This is a genomic window from Vreelandella mediterranea (assembly GCF_970647075.1).
Window position 1 is genome coordinate 3,232,449 of sequence record NZ_OZ310198.1, and the last position, 20,858, is coordinate 3,253,306.

General features: G+C 61.2%; 14 protein-coding genes, 2 rRNA genes and 1 pseudogene. 11 read left to right on the plus strand and 6 right to left on the minus strand.

The window, feature by feature from the left end; genetic code table 11:
• Positions 1–14: 14 nt before the first annotated feature.
• The 3 genes from ACWFVE_RS14950 to tyrS form a co-directional block, all read right to left on the minus strand.
• Positions 15–2,907: ribosomal RNA gene (locus tag ACWFVE_RS14950) — 23S ribosomal RNA — on the minus strand.
• A 290-nt stretch (positions 2,908–3,197) separates the two neighbouring features.
• A 16S ribosomal RNA gene (locus ACWFVE_RS14955) occupies positions 3,198–4,731 on the minus strand.
• The 16S and 23S rRNA genes sit together here, the layout of an rRNA operon.
• A 438-nt stretch (positions 4,732–5,169) precedes the next feature.
• Positions 5,170–6,366 (minus strand): tyrosine--tRNA ligase, encoded by a 1,197-nt coding sequence (tyrS, locus tag ACWFVE_RS14960; protein WP_447530057.1) that lies wholly within the window; start codon positions 6,364–6,366, stop codon positions 5,170–5,172.
• Positions 6,367–6,477: 111 nt separating this feature from the next.
• Between tyrS and ACWFVE_RS14965 the strand changes: the two genes are divergently transcribed.
• Positions 6,478–7,629, plus strand: coding sequence for an anhydro-N-acetylmuramic acid kinase (locus ACWFVE_RS14965; protein WP_447530058.1), 1,152 nt, complete (start codon positions 6,478–6,480; stop codon positions 7,627–7,629).
• A gap of 4 nt (positions 7,630–7,633) precedes the next feature.
• On the opposite strand, the gene ACWFVE_RS14970 is transcribed toward ACWFVE_RS14965, so the two are convergent.
• Entirely contained in the window at positions 7,634–8,677 is a 1,044-nt protein-coding gene (locus ACWFVE_RS14970) for a type IV pilus twitching motility protein PilT (protein ID WP_447530059.1), read from the minus strand.
• A 33-nt stretch (positions 8,678–8,710) separates the two neighbouring features.
• Here ACWFVE_RS14970 and ACWFVE_RS14975 point away from each other — a divergent pair, with 33 nt between their 5' ends.
• The 5 genes from ACWFVE_RS14975 to metW all read left to right on the plus strand — a co-directional run bounded on the left by ACWFVE_RS14975 (position 8,711) and on the right by metW (position 12,796).
• Positions 8,711–9,409: a YggS family pyridoxal phosphate-dependent enzyme gene (locus ACWFVE_RS14975; protein ID WP_447530060.1), complete on the plus strand. Its 699-nt coding sequence runs from the start codon at positions 8,711–8,713 to the stop codon at positions 9,407–9,409.
• 73 nt (positions 9,410–9,482) lie between these two features.
• Entirely contained in the window at positions 9,483–10,307 is an 825-nt protein-coding gene (gene proC, locus ACWFVE_RS14980; RefSeq protein WP_447530061.1) for a pyrroline-5-carboxylate reductase, read from the plus strand.
• 54 nt (positions 10,308–10,361) lie between these two features.
• Positions 10,362–10,955 carry a YggT family protein gene (locus tag ACWFVE_RS14985; RefSeq protein ID WP_447530062.1) on the plus strand — a complete coding sequence of 198 codons (594 nt, stop codon included), beginning with the start codon at positions 10,362–10,364 and terminating at the stop codon, positions 10,953–10,955.
• Positions 10,956–11,006: 51 nt separating this feature from the next.
• Entirely contained in the window at positions 11,007–12,203 is a 1,197-nt protein-coding gene (gene metX / locus ACWFVE_RS14990; protein WP_447530063.1) for a homoserine O-succinyltransferase MetX, read from the plus strand.
• Positions 12,203–12,796, plus strand: a complete 594-nt coding sequence (metW, locus tag ACWFVE_RS14995; protein WP_447530551.1) for a methionine biosynthesis protein MetW — start codon at positions 12,203–12,205, stop codon at positions 12,794–12,796. The genes metX and metW overlap by 1 nt, the downstream gene beginning before the upstream one ends.
• 4 nt (positions 12,797–12,800) lie before the next feature.
• On the opposite strand, the gene sfsA is transcribed toward metW, so the two are convergent.
• Together sfsA and ACWFVE_RS15005 are read right to left on the minus strand one after the other, a co-directional pair.
• Entirely contained in the window at positions 12,801–13,535 is a 735-nt protein-coding gene (gene sfsA, locus ACWFVE_RS15000) for a DNA/RNA nuclease SfsA (protein ID WP_447530064.1), read from the minus strand.
• Entirely contained in the window at positions 13,532–14,692 is a 1,161-nt protein-coding gene (locus ACWFVE_RS15005) for an aminotransferase class I/II-fold pyridoxal phosphate-dependent enzyme (RefSeq protein ID WP_447530065.1), read from the minus strand. The genes sfsA and ACWFVE_RS15005 overlap by 4 nt, the downstream gene beginning before the upstream one ends.
• 183 nt (positions 14,693–14,875) lie before the next feature.
• On the opposite strand from ACWFVE_RS15005, the gene dksA reads away from it, so the two are divergent.
• The 5 genes and pseudogenes from dksA (at position 14,876) to ACWFVE_RS15030 (ending at position 20,786) form a co-directional block, all read left to right on the plus strand.
• Positions 14,876–15,313 (plus strand): RNA polymerase-binding protein DksA, encoded by a 438-nt coding sequence (gene dksA / locus ACWFVE_RS15010; RefSeq protein ID WP_447530066.1) that lies wholly within the window; start codon positions 14,876–14,878, stop codon positions 15,311–15,313.
• A 92-nt stretch (positions 15,314–15,405) separates the two neighbouring features.
• Positions 15,406–16,305 carry a tRNA glutamyl-Q(34) synthetase GluQRS gene (gluQRS, locus tag ACWFVE_RS15015; protein WP_447530067.1) on the plus strand — a complete coding sequence of 300 codons (900 nt, stop codon included), beginning with the start codon at positions 15,406–15,408 and terminating at the stop codon, positions 16,303–16,305.
• Position 16,306: 1 nt separating this feature from the next.
• Complete coding sequence (locus ACWFVE_RS15020; protein ID WP_447530068.1) at positions 16,307–16,483, plus strand: hypothetical protein; 177 nt, start codon at positions 16,307–16,309, stop codon at positions 16,481–16,483.
• Positions 16,473–19,417 (plus strand): annotated as a pseudogene (locus ACWFVE_RS15025) (ATP-binding protein). Before ACWFVE_RS15020 ends, ACWFVE_RS15025 begins: the two are co-directional and overlap by 11 nt.
• Positions 19,395–20,786, plus strand: coding sequence for a sigma-54-dependent transcriptional regulator (locus ACWFVE_RS15030; protein WP_447530069.1), 1,392 nt, complete (start codon positions 19,395–19,397; stop codon positions 20,784–20,786). The pseudogene ACWFVE_RS15025 and the gene ACWFVE_RS15030 overlap by 23 nt, the downstream one beginning before the upstream one ends.
• The last annotated feature ends 72 nt before the right edge of the window (positions 20,787–20,858 follow it).

Here is a 20,858-nt window from a genome sequence, read left to right on the forward strand (position 1 = left end):
CCCTTGGGTGTTATAGGGTCAAGCCTCACGGGCCATTAGTACACGTTAGCTCAACGCCTTGCAGCGCGTCCACACCGTGCCTATCAACCAGCTGGTCTCGCTGGGCCCTTCAGGAGGCTCGAGGCCTCGGGGATGTCTCATCTTGAAGGGGGCTTCCCGCTTAGATGCTTTCAGCGGTTATCCCGTCCGCACATAGCTACCCGGCAATGCCACTGGCGTGACAACCGGAACACCAGAGGTGCGTCCACTCCGGTCCTCTCGTACTAGGAGCAGCCCTTCTCAAACATCCAACGCCCACGGCAGATAGGGACCGAACTGTCTCACGACGTTCTAAACCCAGCTCGCGTACCACTTTAAATGGCGAACAGCCATACCCTTGGGACCGACTTCAGCCCCAGGATGTGATGAGCCGACATCGAGGTGCCAAACACCGCCGTCGATGTGAACTCTTGGGCGGTATCAGCCTGTTATCCCCGGAGTACCTTTTATCCGTTGAGCGATGGCCCTTCCATACAGAACCACCGGATCACTAGAACCTGCTTTCGCACCTGCTCGACGTGTCTGTCTCGCAGTCAAGCACCCTTATGCTCTTGCACTCATTGCACGATGTCCGACCGTGCTGAGGGTACCTTCGTGCTCCTCCGTTACTCTTTGGGAGGAGACCGCCCCAGTCAAACTACCCACCACACACTGTCCTCGATCCGGATAACGGACCCGAGTGAGAACACCAATGATGCCAGGCTGGTATTTCAAGGTTGGCTCCCTCCGAACTGGCGTCCGGAGTTCAAAGCCTCCCAGCTATCCTACACAGGCAACATCAGTATCCAGTGTGAAGCTATAGTAAAGGTTCACGGGGTCTTTCCGTCTAGCCGCGGGTACACCGCATCTTCACGGCGATTTCAATTTCACTGAGTCTCGGGTGGAGACAGCGTGGCCATCATTACGCCATTCGTGCAGGTCGGAACTTACCCGACAAGGAATTTCGCTACCTTAGGACCGTTATAGTTACGGCCGCCGTTTACCGGGGCTTCGATCAAGAGCTTCGCCCAGAGGGCTAACACCATCACTTAACCTTCCGGCACCGGGCAGGCGTCACACCCTATACGTCCGCTTGCGCGTTAGCAGAGTGCTGTGTTTTTACTAAACAGTTGCAGCCACCTGGTATCTTCGACCGGTTCGGGCTGAAGGAGCAAGTCCTCTCACCCTAATCCGGCGTGCCTTCTCCCGAAGTTACGGCACCATTTTGCCTAGTTCCTTCACCCGAGTTCTCTCAAGCGCCTTGGGATTCTCACCCTGACCACCTGTGTCGGTTTGGGGTACGGTCGCATGTCATCTGAAGCTTAGAGGCTTTTCCTGGAAGCGTGGCATCAGTGACTTCCGGATCGTAATCCGTTCGTCTCGCGTCTCGGCTTTAAAGGGTCCCGGATTTACCTGAGACCCAGGCCTACTCGCTTTCACCAGGACAACCAACGCCTGGCTCACCTAGCCTTCTTCGTCCCCCCATCGCAATGACATCCGGTACGGGAATATTGACCCGTTTCCCATCGACTACGCCTTTCGGCCTCGCCTTAGGGGCCGACTCACTCTGCTCTGATTAGCATCGAACAGAAAACCTTGGTCTTCCGGCGGGGGAGTTTTTCACTCCCCTTATCGTTACTCATGTCAGCATTCGCACTCGTGATACCTCCAGCAGACCTCTCGATCCACCTTCATCGGCTTACACGACGCTCCTCTACCGCTCATCCCTAAGGATGAACCCGTAGCTTCGGTACCTGGTTTGAGCCCCGTTACATCTTCCGCGCAGGCCGACTCGACTAGTGAGCTATTACGCTTTCTTTAAAGGATGGCTGCTTCTAAGCCAACCTCCTAGCTGTCTGAGCCTTCCCACATCGTTTCCCACTTAACCAGGATTTGGGGACCTTAGCTGACGGTCCGGGTTGTTGCCCTTTTCACGACGGACGTTAGCACCCGCCGTGTGTCTCCCACGCTGCACTCACCGGTATTCGGAGTTTGCCTCGGGTTGGTAAGCCGGGATGGCCCCCTAGCCGAAACAGTGCTCTACCCCCGGTGGTGATACGTGAGGCGCTACCTAAATAGCTTTCGAGGAGAACCAGCTATCTCCGGGCTTGATTAGCCTTTCACTCCGATCCACAAGTCATCCAAATCTTTTTCAACAGATCCTGGTTCGGGCCTCCAGTTGATGTTACTCAACCTTCACCCTGCTCATGGATAGATCGCCCGGTTTCGGGTCTATATCCAGCGACTGGTCGCCCAGTTAAGACTCGCTTTCGCTACGCCTCCCCTATCGGTTAAGCTCGCCACTGAATATAAGTCGCTGACCCATTATACAAAAGGTACGCAGTCACCCAACAAGTGGGCTCCTACTGCTTGTACGCACACGGTTTCAGGATCTATTTCACTCCCCTCGCCGGGGTTCTTTTCGCCTTTCCCTCACGGTACTGGTTCACTATCGGTCAGTCAGGAGTATTTAGCCTTGGAGGATGGTCCCCCCGTCTTCAATCAGGGTTTCTCGTGCCCCGACCTACTCGATTTCACATGATCAGACTTTCGACTACGGGGCTATCACCCGCTACGGCCGGACTTCCCAATCCGTTCGTCTAGTCATTCACATGCTTAAGGGCTGGTCCCCGTTCGCTCGCCGCTACTGGGGGAATCTCGGTTGATTTCTTTTCCTCGGGGTACTTAGATGTTTCAGTTCCCCCGGTTCGCCTCGTATCCCTATGTATTCAGGATACGATACTGACCTTGTGGTCAGTGGGTTTCCCCATTCAGAGATGTCCGGGTCACAGGTTGTTTGCCACCTCACCGAACCTTATCGCAGGCTACAACGTCTTTCATCGCCTCTGACTGCCTAGGCATCCACCGTGTGCGCTTCATTGCTTGACCCTATAACCCGAAGGAGTCTGGATCCCGCAATGACAACGATTGCCGGATACGCTTGAAACGTATCACAAAACAATTGCGTATCGAGATCACGCTATAAACACAGCCACCCTAAAGGCACTTGTCTTCATATCGTCATTCGATACTGTCAGCATGATATACATTGTTAAAGAGCGACTGCTATAAGCAGTGATAAGACATCGCCGAAGGCGATAAGCTTATCACTGCTCATTTAACAGCTACTTGATCAGGTAATTCATTGTGAGCGCTTGCCGGGAGAGTGACGCATCGTTTAAGGAGGTGATCCAGCCGCAGGTTCCCCTACGGCTACCTTGTTACGACTTCACCCCAGTCATGAACCACACCGTGGTGATCGCCCTCCAAAGTTAGGCTAACCACTTCTGGTGCAGTCCACTCCCATGGTGTGACGGGCGGTGTGTACAAGGCCCGGGAACGTATTCACCGTGGCATTCTGATCCACGATTACTAGCGATTCCGACTTCACGGAGTCGAGTTGCAGACTCCGATCCGGACTGAGACCGGCTTTCTGGGATTCGCTTACTCTCGCGAGTTCGCAGCCCTTTGTACCGGCCATTGTAGCACGTGTGTAGCCCTACCCGTAAGGGCCATGATGACTTGACGTCGTCCCCACCTTCCTCCGGTTTGTCACCGGCAGTCTCCCTAGAGTTCCCACCATTACGTGCTGGCAAATAGGGACAAGGGTTGCGCTCGTTACGGGACTTAACCCAACATTTCACAACACGAGCTGACGACAGCCATGCAGCACCTGTCTCTGCGTTTCCGAAGACACCCCGGGATCTCTCCCGGGTTCGCAGGATGTCAAGGGTAGGTAAGGTTCTTCGCGTTGCATCGAATTAAACCACATGCTCCACCGCTTGTGCGGGCCCCCGTCAATTCATTTGAGTTTTAACCTTGCGGCCGTACTCCCCAGGCGGTCGACTTATCGCGTTAACTTCGCCACAAAGTGCACAAGGCACCCAACGGCTGGTCGACATCGTTTACGGCGTGGACTACCAGGGTATCTAATCCTGTTTGCTACCCACGCTTTCGCACCTCAGTGTCAGTGTCAGTCCAGAAGGCCGCCTTCGCCACTGGTATTCCTCCCGATCTCTACGCATTTCACCGCTACACCGGGAATTCCACCTTCCTCTCCTGCACTCTAGCGTGACAGTTCCGGATGCCGTTCCCAGGTTGAGCCCGGGGCTTTCACAACCGGCTTGTCATGCCACCTACGCGCGCTTTACGCCCAGTAATTCCGATTAACGCTTGCACCCTCCGTATTACCGCGGCTGCTGGCACGGAGTTAGCCGGTGCTTCTTCTGCGAGTGATGTCTTTCCTGGCGGGTATTAACCGCCAGGCGTTCTTCCTCGCTGAAAGTGCTTTACAACCCGAAAGCCTTCTTCACACACGCGGCATGGCTGGATCAGGCTTGCGCCCATTGTCCAATATTCCCCACTGCTGCCTCCCGTAGGAGTTCGGGCCGTGTCTCAGTCCCGATGTGGCTGATCATCCTCTCAGACCAGCTACGGATCGTTGCCTTGGTGAGCCGTTACCTCACCAACCAGCTAATCCGACATAGGCTCATCCGATAGCGGGAGCCAGAGGCCCCCTTTCTCCCGTAGGACGTATGCGGTATTAGCCTGGGTTTCCCCAGGTTATCCCCCACTACCGGGTAGATTCCTATGCATTACTCACCCGTCCGCCGCTCGTCAGCGTCCAGCAAGCTGGACCTGTTACCGCTCGACTTGCATGTGTTAAGCCTGCCGCCAGCGTTCAATCTGAGCCATGATCAAACTCTTCAGTTTAAAATCATTGTGATTCTTGCCTGTCGCTCGAAAGCAACAGAGGCGAATCAATCCTGGCTCAAGGTTCAAACGAATTTGAAGAATTCGAAAATTCTTCTTGTGCGCTTGCCTTGATATAAGGTGACTTGTCACCCTCATCGGCAAACGCCCACATGAATTACCTGATCAAATTTTTAAAGAGCGGTTTCGCTTCGGCTTAACGTCTTACTCGATGACCTGAGCCGGTTGCCGTAGCGAGGAAGGCGTATTCTACGCATTCCCTGAAGTTTGTCAACCGCCGATTTTGGCGAGTAAAGCGAGCGAACAAAAACCGCTAACCTCCTGACAAACCGAGAGTTTTCACTCTCATTCACCGCTGGCAACGCCTTGCGTCCCCGGCAGCGGATGCGTACTTTACGGATTCGCTGCCGGGAGTGCAAGGGGTTTTTCAAAAAACGATCACTTTAGCGTCACACGCGCGTAACGCTTCTTGCCCGCCTGGATAACGTAGGCCTTGCCCGTGGATAACATGGTGCTTGGCGCAACTGCCTCGCCATCGACTTTAACGCTGCCGTTTTTGAGCATGTCCTTGGCCTGGGCGCTGTTTTTGGTCAGCCCCGCGCGGGTGAGCACGCTGGCGATCGGCGCTTCGCCACCCTCGAAGTCGACCTCTACTTCCGGCAGGTCCTCGGGCAGCTCGCCATCGGCCAATTGGTTACCGGCGGACTTGTGGGCGTTGGCCGCGGCTTCCTCACCGTGGTAGCGGGCGATCAGCTCGCGGGCCAGCTCCATTTTAATATCGCGCGGGTTGGCGCCCTGCTCGACACTTTGCTTGATAGCGTCCAGCTCTTCGTTGGATTTGAGCGACAAGAGCTCGAAGTAGCGCCACATCAAACTATCCGGCATCGAGACCAGCTTGTTGAACATCGAGCCTGGCGACTCATCGACGCCGACGTAGTTGCCCAGTGACTTGGACATCTTCTGCACGCCGTCGAGGCCTTCGAGCAGCGGCATGGTGATGACCACCTGGGACTCTTGGCCGAAGTGTTTTTGAATCTCGCGGCCCATCAACAGGTTGAACTTCTGGTCGGTGCCGCCAAGCTCCACGTCGGCTTCCAGCGCCACGGAGTCGTAGCCCTGCACCAGCGGGTAGAGGAATTCGTGAATCGCGATGGACTGATTGGCCTTGTAGCGCTTCTCGAAATCATCGCGCTCGAGCATACGCGCCACGGTGCTTTGCGCGGCCAGCTCGATCAGCTTCGCAGCACTCATCTCGCCGAACCACTCGGCGTTGAAGCGCACCTCGGTCTTTTCGGGATCGAGAATCTTGAAGACCTGCTCTTTATAGGTCTCGGCATTGGCCTTGACGTCTTCCTCGGTGAGCGGCTTACGGGTGACGTTCTTGCCCGTCGGGTCGCCGATGCGCCCGGTGAAGTCGCCGATCAGGAAAATGACCGTGTGGCCCAGGTCCTGGAACTGACGCATCTTGGTGAGCAGCACGCTGTGGCCCAGGTGCAAATCCGGCGCGGTGGGGTCGAAACCCGCCTTGATACGCAGCGTGCGCCCTGATTCGAGCTTTTTCCTGAGCTCGTCCTCTATCAGGATTTCGTGCGTACCTCGCGACAGTAGCGCTAGCGCCTGATCCACCTCACTCATTGCCTCTCTCCACTTTAAGCTTTGCCCGGTAGGGGCAACAGATGATAAACAACCGGCAATGTTACCATGCCAATCGGCCACGGTTGAGCCTTCACCGCTTTGGAAACGCTAATGACGACGTCTCTCGCACCCGATACACCGCTCTATATAGGGCTGATGTCCGGTACCAGCCTCGACGGTATCGACGCTGCCCTGGTCGCCATGTCGCCTTCCGGCGCCCCCAAACTGCTGGATACGCACGCCGAGCCGATGCCCGAAACGCTGCGTCAGGCACTTTTAACACTGTGCCACGCCGAGCACACCCGCTTTTCCGAGCTCGCCGCCGCCGAGGCGCAGTTTTGTGCGCTGCAGGCCAGGGCCGTAAAGGCGCTGCTGGAAAAGACGGGCCGAACGCCTGGCGAGATTCGCGCCATCGGCAGCCACGGCCAAACCATCGAGCATGCCCCCGAAGGCCATGCAGGGGGGCCGGCTTATACACACCAGTTGGACAACCCAAGCCTTTTGGCGGAACTGACCGGCATGGCCGTGGTGGCAGATTTTCGCCGACGCGATTTGGCCGCGGGCGGCCAGGCGGCGCCGCTTGCGCCGGCGTTTCACCAAGCGCTTTTTCAAAAGGCAGGAGAAGAGCAGCTCGTTCTCAACCTGGGCGGCATCGCCAACGTCACCTGGCTGCCCGCCGCACCAGAAAAGCCCGTTTTAGGCTTCGACACCGGCCCTGCCAACGTACTGATGGACGCCTGGTTTACCCGCCACGCCCAACACCCAACCGCGCGCTTCGATAAAGACGGCGGTTGGGCGAAAAGCGGCCAAATCGACCCGGCACTGTTGGCGCGGTTGCTCGATGAGCCCTTTTTCGCGCTAACCCCGCCGCGCAGCACCGGGCGAGAGCTGTTTCATACCGAGTGGTTACTTAAAAAGCTAACCGGCGAGGAGGACGCGGCGGATGTACAGGCAACGCTTGCCGAGCTCACCGCCGTAAGCGTTGCCGGGGCGATCGATAAGCTTTTACCGTCGGCCGAGCCGCTTACCCTGATTACCGGCGGCGGCGGCGCGCATAACGCACACCTGATGGCAAGGCTTACCCACCACCTGCCCAACGCAGTGCTGACCTCGCCCGCCGCCCATGGCTGGCCGGAGGACTGGATCGAAGCCGGCGCCTTTGGATGGCTGGCCCACCAGCGTTTGGAAGGCCTGCCTGGCAACCTGGCCTCGGTCACCGGCGCCCGGGGCCCGCGGGTGTTGGGCGGCGTGTACGCCCCCTGAAAGCTTACTCCCGAGGGGGCGTAAGTGCGCCTTGAGCGCGGGACTGGGCTTCATCGAAGCTCACCGCGCCCTCGTTGACCAGCTTCAAAAGCGAGGCGTTGAGGGTTTGCATGCCCAGGTTCACCCCGGTCTGCATCGCCGAGTAGATCTGCGCCACCTTGTCCTCGCGGATGAGATTACGCACCGCCGAGGTGGCAATCAGAATCTCGTGAGCGGCCACGCGCCCGCCCCCTTCGCGTTTGAGCAGCGTCTGCGCGACCACCGCTTGCAGCGATTCGGACAGCATCGAGCGGACCATGGATTTCTCTTCGCCGGGAAAAACGTCGATGATACGGTCGATGGTTTTCGCCGCCGAGGTGGTATGCAGCGTGGCAAACACCAGGTGGCCGGTTTCCGCGGCAGTCAGCGCCAGGCGAATGGTCTCGAGATCGCGAAGCTCCCCCACCATGATGACGTCCGGGTCCTCGCGTAGCGCGCTTCTCAACGCGTTGGCGAAGCTGTGAGTGTCGCGGTGCACTTCGCGCTGATTGATCAAACAGCGCTTGCTGTCGTGCACGAACTCCACCGGGTCCTCGATGGTAAGAATATGCTCGAAACGGTACTGATTGATGTAGTCGATCAGTGCGGCGAGCGTAGTGCTCTTGCCCGAGCCGGTCGGGCCAGTGACCAGTACGAGCCCCCTGGGAAGCATCGCCAAACGCTCGAACACGTCACCCAGGCCCAGTGCTTTCATGGAGAGCACCTCGCCTGGGATGGTACGAAACACCGCCCCGGCGCCCCGGGCCTGAGTAAAGGCGTTGACACGAAAGCGGGCGACATCGGGTAGCGAGTAGGAAAAATCGATTTCCAGGTGCTCGGCATACTCTTGGCGCTGACGCTCGTTCATGATGGCGTGGATCAGCGCGATGACCTCTTCGTGGCCCATGGCGGGCACGTTGAGGCGATGAATATCGCCATCGACGCGAATCATCGGCGGCAAACCGGCGCTCAGATGCAGGTCCGAGGCATTCTGCTTTGCCGAGAATGCCAGCAGTTCGGTAATATCCATCTCTCTTCCCTGGCGGTGTTAAGGTAATTCAGTATGACAGAGATCGCGCTTTCCGAATCCCTTGCCAAGGCCCGCATGCGTATAGAGCACGCGCTTGACGCCGCGGCCCGCCCCGCAGATAGCGCCCGCCTGCTGGCCGTCAGCAAGACCAAGCCGGCCGCGACGATTCGCCAGGCGTGGCAGCTTGGTCAGCGCGCCTTTGGCGAAAACTACCTGCAGGAGGCGCTGGACAAGCAGCGCGAGCTAAGTGATCTGGACGATATCGAGTGGCATTTCATCGGCCCGCTTCAGTCCAACAAGGCCCGCGCGGTGGCGGAACACTTCGCCTGGATGCACAGCGTGGAGCGCATCAAGATCGCCAAGCGCTTGAGCGATTACCGCCCCGCGCACCTACCCCCGCTCAATATCTGCCTGCAGGTGAACATCAGCGGTGAAGCGAGCAAATCAGGGCTTGCGCCGGAGATGGTGCGGCCCCTGGCCGAGGAGATCGTTGCCCTGCCCGGGCTTGCCCTGCGCGGGCTAATGGCGATCCCCGCCCCGGCGGAGGACATCGAGCACCAGCGCGCGCCCTTTGCCGCCCTGGCTGCGCTGCTCGCCGAGCTGCAAACAGCGCTCCCCGACGCACCGCTGGATACGCTCTCGATGGGCATGAGCGACGATCTCGAGGCGGCAGTGCAGGAAGGCGCGACCCTGGTGCGCCTGGGCAGCGCGATTTTCGGCGCCCGGGATTAGCACGCCAGGCGCCCGGCACGCGCTCAACCGACGACCCCGCCACTGGCGGTACATTTTTAACAAGGGATTTCCCATGGCGAACAACATTACCTTCATCGGCGCGGGCAACATGGCCAAGGCGATTATCGGCGGGCTCATCGAAAGCGGCGTCAGCGCCACGCACATTACCGCCACCGCCCCTACCGAGCAGGAGCTAACCCCGCTTCGCGATAAAATGGGCATCCACACCCATACCGACAACGGCAAGGCGATCCAGAATGCCGACGTGGTGATTCTGGCGGTCAAACCGCAAATCATGCAAAACGTTTGCGCCGAGCTTGCCGACACCCTTCGGGCGCAAGCGCCGCTGGTCATTTCGATTGCCGCTGGCCTCGAAGCCGCTACAATCGATGCGTGGCTGGGCGGCAACACCGCCCTTGTGCGCTGCATGCCCAATACGCCTTCGCTGGTGGGCGTTGGCGCCAGCGGCCTTTACGCCAACCGCGGCGTATCCGATGCCCAGCGCACGTTGGCGGGCGAGCTGATGGAAGCGGTCGGGATCGTCGAGTGGGTCGAGGACGAAGTGCTGCTCGATGCGGTGACCGCCGTTTCCGGCAGTGCGCCGGCGTACTTCTTTTTAATGTTCGAGGCGATGGAAGAGGCGGGCGTCGCCCAGGGCCTGCCTGCGGCGACCGCGCGGCGACTGGCGATTCAAGCAGCACTTGGCGCGGCGACCATGGCCCAGCAAAGCGAACACGACCCGGCCACACTCAAGCGCAATGTCATGTCACCTGGCGGCACCACCGAGCGAGCGATCGAGCACCTGGAGTCCGCTGGACTTCGTGACACGATGGCGAGCGCCATGCAGGCCTGCGCCGAGCGCGCCAGCGAAATGGCCAAAGAGCTGCGCGGCCACTGAGCCAAACGCTCACCCCAACATTCAGCACGATTTAACGCAACGGAGACGCAAGCAATGGGCAGCCAAATGGGTAGCGCCGGGTTAACGCTAGTCAACACCCTCATCAACATCTATTTATTCATACTAATGCTGCGTTTTTTGCTGCAGGCCTCACGCGCGGATTACTACAACCCGCTGAGCCAGTCGGTGGTCAAAATTACCCAACCCGTGGTCGGGCCGTTCCAGAGCTTTCTAGGCCCGGTCGCCGGGCGCTTTGACCTTGCCACCCTGGCGGCGGCCTTCGTGCTCAAGGTGGTCAGCATCATCGCCCTTTTGATGCTCATCGGCTTCGGCATGCCGCCGGTGGTGCAACTGGTGATCGCCGGGGTCGCCGCGCTCGCCAACGCCATTTTGAAGATCTACTTCTTCGCCCTGATCGTAATGATCATTCTGAGCTGGGTCGCCCCCAACGCAAGCCACCCAGGCGCACTGCTGGTCATGCAACTGGTCGAGCCGATCATGGCGCCGGTGCGTAAAGTGATTCCGCCGCTTGGCATGATCGACCTTTCCCCGATCGTGGTGTTTATCGCCATCAACCTGATCGACGCGTTGGTCGTGGGCTCGCTGATTCGCCAGGCGGGTGCGCCGGGCGCGCTGGTCGGGCTTTAAGCGCGCGTCACGCGCGCTGTTATCGACTTTTTAGCAGGATTACCGTTTTCAATGCCTGATTCAGACACGCGGCCAACACCTGACCACCCGGCGGACTCCGTCGGGACGGTTACGCCCCACGTTGCTCGTTTCGACACCCCCTTGGCGCTTGCCTGCGGCAAGGTGCTGCCCGAATACGAGCTGATTTATGAGACCTACGGCACGCTCAACGCCGAGCGCAGCAACGCCGTGCTGATCTGCCATGCGCTGTCGGGTCACCACCACGCGGCGGGGTATCACCATCCCGACGACACCAAGCCCGGCTGGTGGGACGCTCATATCGGCCCGGGCAAATCGATCGACACCGACCGCTTCTTCGTCGTCTCGCTGAATAACCTGGGCGGCTGTCACGGCAGCACCGGGCCGGTAAGCCACAACCCGGCCACCGGCCGCCAGTGGGGGCCGGATTTTCCCGTGATCACGGTCATCGACTGGGTGGCCAGTCAGGCGCGGCTGGCCGACCACTTGGGCATCGAACGCTGGGCGGTGGCCGTGGGCGGAAGCCTGGGCGGCATGCAGGTACTGCAGTGGACGATCACGCACCCCGAACGGGTCGCCAATGCGGTGGTGATTGCCGCGACCCCGCGCCTTTCAGCGCAGAACATCGCCTTCAACGAGGTCGCCCGCCAGGCGATCCGCTCCGATCCGGAATTTCACGAGGGCTGGTACGCCGAACAGAATACGGTGCCCAAGCGCGGTTTGAAGCTCGCGCGCATGGTGGGCCATATCACGTATCTTTCGGAAGACGCCATGGGCAGCAAGTTCGGCCGCGACCTGCGAACCGACGACCTGAACTTCGGCTTCGACGTGGAGTTCCAGGTAGAGTCCTACCTTCGCTACCAGGGCGACGCCTTCTCCACCGCCTTCGATGCCAATACCTATCTCTTGATGACCAAGGCGCTGGATTACTTCGACCCGTCGGCACTGCACGGTGGCGACCTCGCCTCTGCGCTCGCCCCGGCCCAGTGTCCGTTTCTCATCGTAAGCTTCACCACGGACTGGCGCTTTCCGCCTTCACGCTCCCGAGAGCTGGTCGATGCGTTGATTCGGGCGGGTAAACCGGTCAGCTACGCCAATATCGAATCCCCCCACGGCCACGATGCCTTCCTGCTGCCGGAGCCGCGCTACGAGGCGCTGTTTAGCGCCTTCATGGAGCGCTCGGCGCAAAGCCTTGGCCTTTCAGACACCCGCGGGGAGAGCCCGGCATGATGCGCACCGACCTCGAGCTGATTTTTGACTGGGTGCCCGAAGGCGCCCACGTGCTGGATCTTGCCTGCGGCGACGGCGCCCTTTTGGAGCGTCTCTCCCAGCAGAAAAACGTCACCGGCTACGGTTTGGAGATCGACCCGGCGGGCATTACCCAGTGTGTGGCGCGCGGGGTCTCGGTCATCGAACACAACCTGGACGATGGGCTCGGCAACTTCGGCGATCAACGCTACGACCAGGTGATCATGACCCAAGCGCTACAGGCGCTGCGCCGCCCGGACAAGATGCTCGACGAGATGCTACGAGTAGCGGACGAGGGCATCATCACCTTCCCCAACTTCGCCTACTGGCGCCACCGGGTGTACCTGGGCCTGCGCGGCTACATGCCGGTGTCCAAGTCGTTGCCCCACGCCTGGTACGACACGCCCAACATCCATCTTTCCACTTTCAACGACTTCGAGCAGCTCTGCCGCGAGAAAGGGTTGGTGATCGTCGACCGTGCCGTGGGCGTGGGCGAACATCGCGGCCATTGGACCTCGCGCTGGTGGCCCAACCTGTTCGGCGAAATCGCGATTTTTCGCGTGCGCCGCCGCTAGCCGCTCAAAGGCGGACCGTCAGGGCGCGCTCGATGCCGATACTGATCGGCGCGCCCGCCTCCCAGCCCACCCCGATACCGTAGGCCAGCACTTCCACCCCCTGGGCCACCGCGGCTTCAAGGCCCGCGGCGTAGGCCGGGTCGATGTGGGCGGCCGGGCCCACATCGAAAATGCCCTCGCGGGCGCCGCAGAATACCAGCACCGCCCGCTCGCCCTGGCGCGCCAACGTCTCGAGCGCCTGCAGGTGCTTGAGACCCCGCGTGCTGACTGAGGCGGGGAAGTAGCCGTGGCCATCGTCTTCCATCAGCGTGACCTGCTTAACCTCGATATAGGCGCGGCGCTGGCTTTCGTCATCCTCGAGCAGAAAGTCGAGCCGCGACCCTTCCACCGTGACCTCGCGGCGAAGCCTGGCATAGCCGGCCAGCGCTTCGAGCTTGCCCGCCGCAAGCGCCGTTTCGACGATGCGGTTGGCGCGCCCGGTATGAATGGAGGCGAGCTCCACCTGACCAGCCAAGCCGGGCAGCTCGATCAGCTCCCAGGTCCAGGCGAGCTTGCGTTTGGGGTTGTCGCTTTGGGAGAGCCACACCCGACACCCCGGCACATTGACGCTTTTCATCGAGCCGGTATTGGGGCAGTGCGCGATGACCTCGCGGCCGTCATCGAGGCGCACATCGGCCAAAAAGCGTTTGTAGCGGCGCAGCAGTATGCCCGGCACCAGGGCGCTTTCGTAGGTGATCATAGCCGGCTGACAAAGCGCGCCAGGCGCACCAGTGCTTCCTGCAGGCGGGCCACGTCACTGGTGAAGGCGATGCGCACGAAATGCGCGCCACCGTGTACCGCGAAATCGACGCCTGGCGTGATGGCTACGTTTTCTTCGACCAGCAGCCGCTCGCAAAACGCCTGGCTGTCACGGCTGTAGCGCGAGATATTCAGCCAGACGTAGAACGCCCCCTGGGGCGCAACGTCCGGCGCAAGGCCAAGATCGAAAAGGCCATCGAGCAGCACCTGGCGGCGCTCTTTCAGGGTCACCCGGCGGCTTTCGAGCTCTGCAAGGCACGCCGGCGTGAAGGCGGCCAGTGCCGCGTGCTGGGAGGGCGTGGCCGCGGCGAGAAAAACGTTCTGGGCAAGTCGCGTCAAGGGCTCCACCGCGCGCTCCGGCGCCACCAGCCAGCCCAGGCGCCAGCCGGTCATGCCGAAGTACTTCGAGAAGCTGTTGACCACGAAGGCCTCCTTCGAGAGCGCGGTGGCGGAAAGCGGCGCGTCGTCGAAATTGAGTCCCTGGTAGATTTCATCGACCAGCAGCTCGCCGCCCCGGGCCGCCACCGCCTCGCACACGCCGGCAAGCCCGGCGCGGCTCAAGGTATGGCCGGTCGGGTTGGAGGGGGAGGCGAGCATGGCAAGGCGCGTGGCCGGCTGCCAGTGCTTCTCGACCAAAGTGACGTCGAGCTGCCAGCCGGTTTCACGCCCCACCGGCACCGCGTCTACCTCGGCGCCGGCCAGTGCCATGAAGTGGCGATTGCAGGGGTAGTTGGGGTCGGCCATCAGCACCCGGTCGCCTTCGCTTACCAGTAATTGGCTTGCCAGCAAAAGCGCCCCGGAGGCGCCGGGGGTGACGATAATGCGCGCGGGGTCGACCTCGGCGCCAAAGTGATCGAAGTAGTGGCCGCTGATCGCCTCACGCAGCGCGGGAAGGCCCGCCGCTGGCGTGTAGCGGGTCTTGCCATCGGCGAGCGCTCGTTGGCCGGCGGCGATGATCGGAGCCGGCGTTGCGAAGTCCGGCTCGCCCACCTCCAAATGAATGACGTCAAAGCCCTGGGCTTCGCGCGCCTGGGCCATTTCCAACAGGTGCATCACGCGAAAAGGGGCCACCTGGTCAAGGCGTGGATTCCAACCCATTCAAACTCCTTGTTCGTTCGATCGTTTGATTTTATTCGGCCCCGGGCGGCAATTAGACTAACGTCTTAGACGCCCTATAATACTTGCATAGCGGCCAATTTTCCGCTAAACAAGCATCCCTTTGACGTGAAATCGTGGCGTTGTCACGGTTGATCAGCAGTCACTTGAGTAAGGGGCACTCCCATGCCAGTAGCGGAACAGAAACCGGAAGCGTCCACATCCTTCACCCCGTACGAGCCGGCACCGGGTGAAGAGTACATGAACGCCAAGCAGCTTGCGCACTTTCGCCAGCTACTTCTCAATTGGAAGCAGGACCTCATGGAAGAGGTGGACCGCACCGTGCGCCACCTTCAAGAAGACGCCAATAACTACGCCGACCCCGCCGACCGGGCAACCCAGGAAGAGGGCTTCAGCCTGGAACTGCGTACCCGGGACCGCGAGCGCAAGCTTTTAAAGAAGATCAACGAAACCATCGAGAACATCGATGAAGACGACTATGGCTTCTGCGAAGCGTGCGGCGTCGAAATCGGTATTCGTCGTTTGGAAGCGCGCCCCACCGCCACGCTCTGCGTGGACTGCAAGACCCTGGCCGAGCTGAAAGAAAAACAGCTGGGCGGATAATCACGCCGGGGCTCTACCACCTCTAATCGGGCACCGCGAGTGCCCGTTTTTGTGCCTTGCCGAGCGTTTCCACCTGGCTCATGATGGGCTTTATGACCAACACCGTTCGCTATCGGGGCCGCTTTGCGCCCACGCCTTCCGGTCCGCTGCATTTTGGCTCGCTAGTGGCCGCCCTCGGCAGCTACCTGGACGCCCGTGCCCGAAAGGGCGAGTGGCACGTGCGGATCGAAGACCTCGACCCCCCGCGCTGCCCACAAGGCACCGACGCCACCATCTTGCGCCAGCTCGAAGCCTTTGGGCTTCACTGGGACGGCGACGTCGTCTGGCAAAGTAGCCGGCTCGCGCGCTACCAGCACGCTCTGGATAACCTCGCCGAGCAAGGCCTTGCCTACCCCTGCAGCTGTTCGCGCAAGCAGTGGCAAGACCACTCGGTCTACCCCGGCTGGTGCCGCGAGGGCGTGAGCGACCCAGACAAGCCCGTTGCCTGGCGGCTGCGCAGCGATATCGCCAAGCGCCCCGTTCGCTGGCACGACCGCTTATTCGGTGAGCAGTGTTTCGACCCGGCCGCACTTGGCGACGTCGTATTGAAGCGCAAGGATCACCTTTGGGCGTACCAGCTCGCCGTGGTGGTGGACGACTTCGAACAGGGTATGACCGATATCGTGCGCGGCCACGACCTACTCAACAACACCCCCTGGCAGGGCCAACTGCAAACCGCGCTTGGCTACCCGGCCCCGCGCTACCTGCACCTACCGCTGGTGATGAGCGCAGCGGGACAAAAACTCTCCAAACAGAATCTGGCCCCGGCGCTAGCGGATGAACCCGATGCCGTTCGCCGCCAGCTTTACCAGGCACTGGTTGCGCTGGACCAGGCCCCGCCGAGCGCGCTTCAAAGCGCCCCGCCCGATCAGCAGCTTACCTGGGCCATCGCCCACTGGCAGCCGGCGCGGCTGGTGCCCAACGTCGAGCGGCCCATGCCGGAAGAGGGCTGATATGTACGTCTACCGTATTTTGCTTTTTCTGGTGTTCGGCGGTTACCTGCTTTCGCCGGTGTTGATGGGCGGCTGGAGCGAGCCGGGGACGGTGTGGTACCGCCCTTTTTTGATCTGGGGCGGGCTGATCGCGCTGACCCTCTGGCTCGAGCAAAAAAGGAAGCTGGATGAGCGTTGAACTAGTCGGCGTCATCACCCTGGGGCTTGGCTATTTTGGCCTGCTGCTGGGCGTCGGCGTAGCGGTCGAGCGGGGGCTCATTCCGGTACGCCTGACTCGCCACCCACTGGTCTACACGCTGGCGCTTTGCATCTATGCCAGCGCCTGGGCGGTGTACGGCAGCCTCGAGCTTGCCGCCGAGGCGGGCTTTGGCTACCTGGCCTACTACCTGGGCGCGGCCGGGGCGTTTTTGCTCGCCCCGGTGCTGCTGGTGCCCATTCAGCGCATCACCCGCACCTACCAGCTCTCTTCGCTTGCCGACTTGTTCGCGTTTCGCTTTCGCTCGCGCTGGGTGGGCACCCTGGTCACCCTGTTAAGCCTTTTGGCGGTACTGCCGCTTTTGGGTATTCAGGTCAAAACCCTGAGCGATGCGGTCTTTCACCTGACCCATAGCCGCTACAGCGACGTCGCAACGCTGCTTTTTTGCGCCATCATCGCGCTGGGCGCCATTCTTTGCGGCGCCCGCCACCGCCACCAGCACCGCCACGACACGCTTTTGAGCATGCTCGCCCTCGAGGCGCTCATCAAACTGCTGGCGATGCTTGCGCTCGGCGCCATCGCCCTTTGGTGGGTGTTCAGCGGCCCCCAGGATTTGCAGCAATGGCTCGACGGCCCCGGGCTCGTTGCCCAGGCGGCCACGCCCAGGCTGGACCCCGCCCAGTGGCGTACGCTGCTGTTGCTGTTTTTCGCGGCCGCTTTCATGATGCCGCATCTTTTTCAAATCACCTTTGCCGAGAATCTCTCACGGCATACGCTTTTACAGGCGAGCTGGACGCTGCCGCTGTTCTTGCTGCTGATGGCGCTTCCTATCCCGCTGATCTGGTGGGCGGCGCAGTCGCTGGGGGGCGATCTTTCCTTGACCGCCTACGCCGCCTATCAGCTCTCCACCCATTGGTGGGTCGGGGCGCTGGCCTTTTTGGCAGGCCTGGCCGCGGCCAGCGGCACCATGGCGGTGATGGCCATTGCGCTATCGGGCATGGTGCTCAACCACGTGGTGCTGATCGCCCGCCCGCCGGAGGCGCGCAGCAATCTTTACGGTTGGCTTTTATGGCTACGCCGCGCGCTGGTCGTGGGCGTCGTGGCCAGCGGCTGGTTGTTTGCCGAGGGCATCAGCCGCCACCACACCCTCACAGACCTGGGGCTCGCCGCCTTTGTGGGTATTGCCCAGTGCTTACCGGGAATGCTCGCGCTTCTTTACTGGCCCGGCGCCAACCGTAACGGCATGGTGGCCGGTCTTATCGGCGGCGCGCTGATATGGCTTTGGGGGCTTTGGCTGCCGCTTTTGCTCTCCACCTCGCTGCCCGGCCTTCCGTTCATCGACATGATGCCGCCGGGGGCCCCGGACTGGTACACCACCACGCTGATATCGCTTTCGGTCAATATCGTGCTGTTGATCGTCATCTCGCTTTTCACCCACACCTCGGAAGGCGAACAGAGCGCCGCGGAGGCGTGCTCGGTCGATGCGGTGATCCGCTCCAAGCGCCTGCCGCTGGAAGCCGCCACCCCGGCGGATTTTCACACCCACCTGGCCCAGGCGCTGGGCGACGAGGCCGCCGAACGCGAAGTGGCCCGGGCAATGAAAGCGCTCAACCTGGGCCCCGAGGAGCGCCGGCCCTACGCGCTGCGCCGGCTGCGCGACCGACTCCAGGCAAACCTTTCCGGGCTAATGGGCCCGTCGGTGGCCCGCGACATCGTCGACCGCTACCTGCCCTACCGCCACGACGACGCGCCGGTGACCGACGATATCCACTTCGTGGAAAGCCGCCTTGAAGCCTACCGCTCACGGCTCACCGGCCTTGCCCGCGAGCTCGATGGGCTGCGCCGCCACCACCGCCAAACCCTGGCCTACCTTCCGGTCGGGCTTTGCGTACTGGGCGATGACGACGAGCTGACCATGTGGAACCAGGCGCTTTCCGAGCTATCCGGCATCAGCGGCGAGAGTGTGATCGGCGCGCACCGCGACAGCCTCCCCGCGCCCTGGCCCGAGCTATTAAAAAGCGCGCAGCACGCGCCAAGCGGCCCGCTTTACAAGCAACCGGTATGCCTACACGGCAGGGACTACTTTCTGACCCTGCACCAGGCCGCGCTGAGCGGGCTCGATAGCCGCGGCGGTAGCGTGATCCTGGTCGAGGACCACAGCGAAATGAAATGGCTCGAAGAGGAGCTGGTGCACGCCGCGCGCCTGGCCTCGATCGGCCAGCTGGCCGCCGGGGTCGCCCACGAGATCGGCAACCCGATTACGGGGATTTCATCGCTTGCCCAAAACCTGCGTTTCGATACCAGCGACCCGGCATTACTGGAAACCGCCGATCATATCCAGGAGCTGACCCAGCGGGTGACTAAAATCGTCAACTCGCTGGTGGGCTTTGCCCACGGCGGGCGCCAGTCATTGCCGCCCCCGGCAGAGTGCGTCGTGCTCCGCCATATCAGCGACGACGCGCTACACTTGATCCACCTGGCCCGGTCGGGCGAGGATGTTAGCTTTGATAACGCCTGCCCAGCACACCTCACCGTTCAGGGCGACGCCCAGCGTTTGACCCAGGTGATGGTGAACCTGCTGGGCAACGCGCGCGATGCCTGCCAAGGGCCAGGCGAGGTTTCGATCGAGGCCGGCGAGCAGGCCGGGCAGGCCTGGTGGCGCGTTACGGATAACGGCGAAGGTATCGCGGAAAGCGTAAAGGATCACTTGTTCGAGCCCTTCACCACCACCAAGGCGCCGGGAGAAGGCACCGGGCTTGGGCTATCGGTGGCGTACCAGATTATCAACGAGCACCAGGGCCGAATCGAGTGCACCTCGCCTCCGAGCGGACAGTCGTGCGGCACCGCCATTACGCTTTGGCTGCCGCTTTACCAACAGGATGATCGACCCTAAATGGCCAGGATACTGATTGTTGAAGATGAAGCGATTATTCGCAGCGCCCTCAAGCGACTGCTCGAGCGCAGCCACTACGAGGTCGTCGAGGCGGCCAGCGTCGAGGAGACGGCAACGCTTGCGCTTGCCGAGTTCGATCTCATCATCAGCGACCTGCGCCTGCCGGGCGAGCCGGGCACCGCGCTGATCGAAGCCGCCGCCCCGGCGCCGGTGCTGGTCATGACCAGCTACGCCAGCATGCGCTCGGCGATCGAGGCATTGAAGCTTGGCGCGGTGGACTACGTCGCCAAACCCTTCGATCACGACGAGCTGCTGGAAACTGTCGAGGGCATTTTGCACAATCGCGCCATGGCGGCCGGCAGCGCCCCGGCGATTACCGACGAGGGCGGCACCCGCCAAATCATGATCGGCGACTGCGCCGCCATGCAGCAGGTGTACACCCGGATTCGTAAAACCGCTCCGGCGGATGTCAGCGTGCTGATCCAGGGCGAGTCCGGCACCGGCAAGGAGCTGGTGGCGCGGGCGCTTCATCAGCAGAGCAAGCGCGCGGCGGCCCCGCTTATTTGCGTCAACTGCGCGGCGATCCCGGAAACGCTGATCGAGTCCGAGCTTTTCGGCCACGAAAAAGGCGCCTTCACCGGCGCAAGCGCTGCTCGCACCGGGCTGGTAGAAGCCGCCGACGGCGGTACGCTGTTTCTCGACGAGATCGGCGAACTTCCGCTGGATGCCCAGGCAAGGCTTCTGCGCGTGCTGCAAGAAGGCGAAATCCGCAAGATCGGCTCCGTGGAAACCCGTCACGTGAACGTCCGCCTGATCACCGCGACCCACCGGGACCTGCGCGCGCTTTCCAAAAGCGGTGAGTTCCGCCTGGATCTTTATTATCGCCTCAACGTCATGCAGATCGCCCTGCCGCCGCTTCGCGAGCGTGACGAGGACGTTTTGAAAATCGCCGACATCCTGCTAGAGAAAGCCTGCCAGCGCCACGACCGGCCAGGTCTTCGCCTTTCGCGCGCCGCGCGTCAGGATGTGCAGGACTACCCCTGGCCTGGCAACGTACGCGAGCTCGAAAACGCGCTCGAGCGCGGCGTGATTCTCGCCGAGGGCCACCTGATCCACCCTGACGACCTGGGGCTGGGGCCGGTACCCCACCGCCCGGCGCCCAGTGCTACGTCCGAAACGAAAGAGCCGTTCGAAGAGGAAGAGGATCTTTCGCTGGAGGATTACTTTCAGCATTTCGTGCTGGAGCACCAGGATCAGATGAGTGAAACCGAACTTGCACAAAAATTGGGCATTAGCCGTAAAAACCTCTGGGAACGGCGCCAGCGGCTGGGTATTCCGCGTAAAAAGACCGCCAAACGACCGGGAGCGGGGGGCGACACCTCCACGCCTTGATGCCACGCGCCACGCCCTACGACTAACGTCTAATATCCTGATTTCAATAAAAAATATTTAAAAAAGCGGCCA

Bases quoted from the DNA above. Each gene is read 5' to 3' on its own strand.
- ACWFVE_RS15005 (WP_447530065.1), bottom strand. From the start codon at position 14,692: ATGGGTTGGAATCCACGCCTTGACCAGGTGGCCCCTTTTCGCGTGATG.
- ACWFVE_RS14965 (WP_447530058.1), top strand. From the start codon at position 6,478: ATGACGACGTCTCTCGCACCCGATACACCGCTCTATATAGGGCTGATG.
- ACWFVE_RS14975 (WP_447530060.1), top strand. From the start codon at position 8,711: ATGACAGAGATCGCGCTTTCCGAATCCCTTGCCAAGGCCCGCATGCGT.
- metX (WP_447530063.1), top strand. From the start codon at position 11,007: ATGCCTGATTCAGACACGCGGCCAACACCTGACCACCCGGCGGACTCC.
- metW (WP_447530551.1), top strand. From the start codon at position 12,203: ATGCGCACCGACCTCGAGCTGATTTTTGACTGGGTGCCCGAAGGCGCC.
- gluQRS (WP_447530067.1), top strand. From the start codon at position 15,406: ATGACCAACACCGTTCGCTATCGGGGCCGCTTTGCGCCCACGCCTTCC.
- proC (WP_447530061.1), top strand. From the start codon at position 9,483: ATGGCGAACAACATTACCTTCATCGGCGCGGGCAACATGGCCAAGGCG.
- ACWFVE_RS14970 (WP_447530059.1), bottom strand. From the start codon at position 8,677: ATGGATATTACCGAACTGCTGGCATTCTCGGCAAAGCAGAATGCCTCG.
- ACWFVE_RS15030 (WP_447530069.1), top strand. From the start codon at position 19,395: ATGGCCAGGATACTGATTGTTGAAGATGAAGCGATTATTCGCAGCGCC.
- tyrS (WP_447530057.1), bottom strand. From the start codon at position 6,366: ATGAGTGAGGTGGATCAGGCGCTAGCGCTACTGTCGCGAGGTACGCAC.
- ACWFVE_RS15020 (WP_447530068.1), top strand. From the start codon at position 16,307: ATGTACGTCTACCGTATTTTGCTTTTTCTGGTGTTCGGCGGTTACCTG.
- sfsA (WP_447530064.1), bottom strand. From the start codon at position 13,535: ATGATCACCTACGAAAGCGCCCTGGTGCCGGGCATACTGCTGCGCCGC.
- dksA (WP_447530066.1), top strand. From the start codon at position 14,876: ATGCCAGTAGCGGAACAGAAACCGGAAGCGTCCACATCCTTCACCCCG.
- ACWFVE_RS14985 (WP_447530062.1), top strand. From the start codon at position 10,362: ATGGGCAGCCAAATGGGTAGCGCCGGGTTAACGCTAGTCAACACCCTC.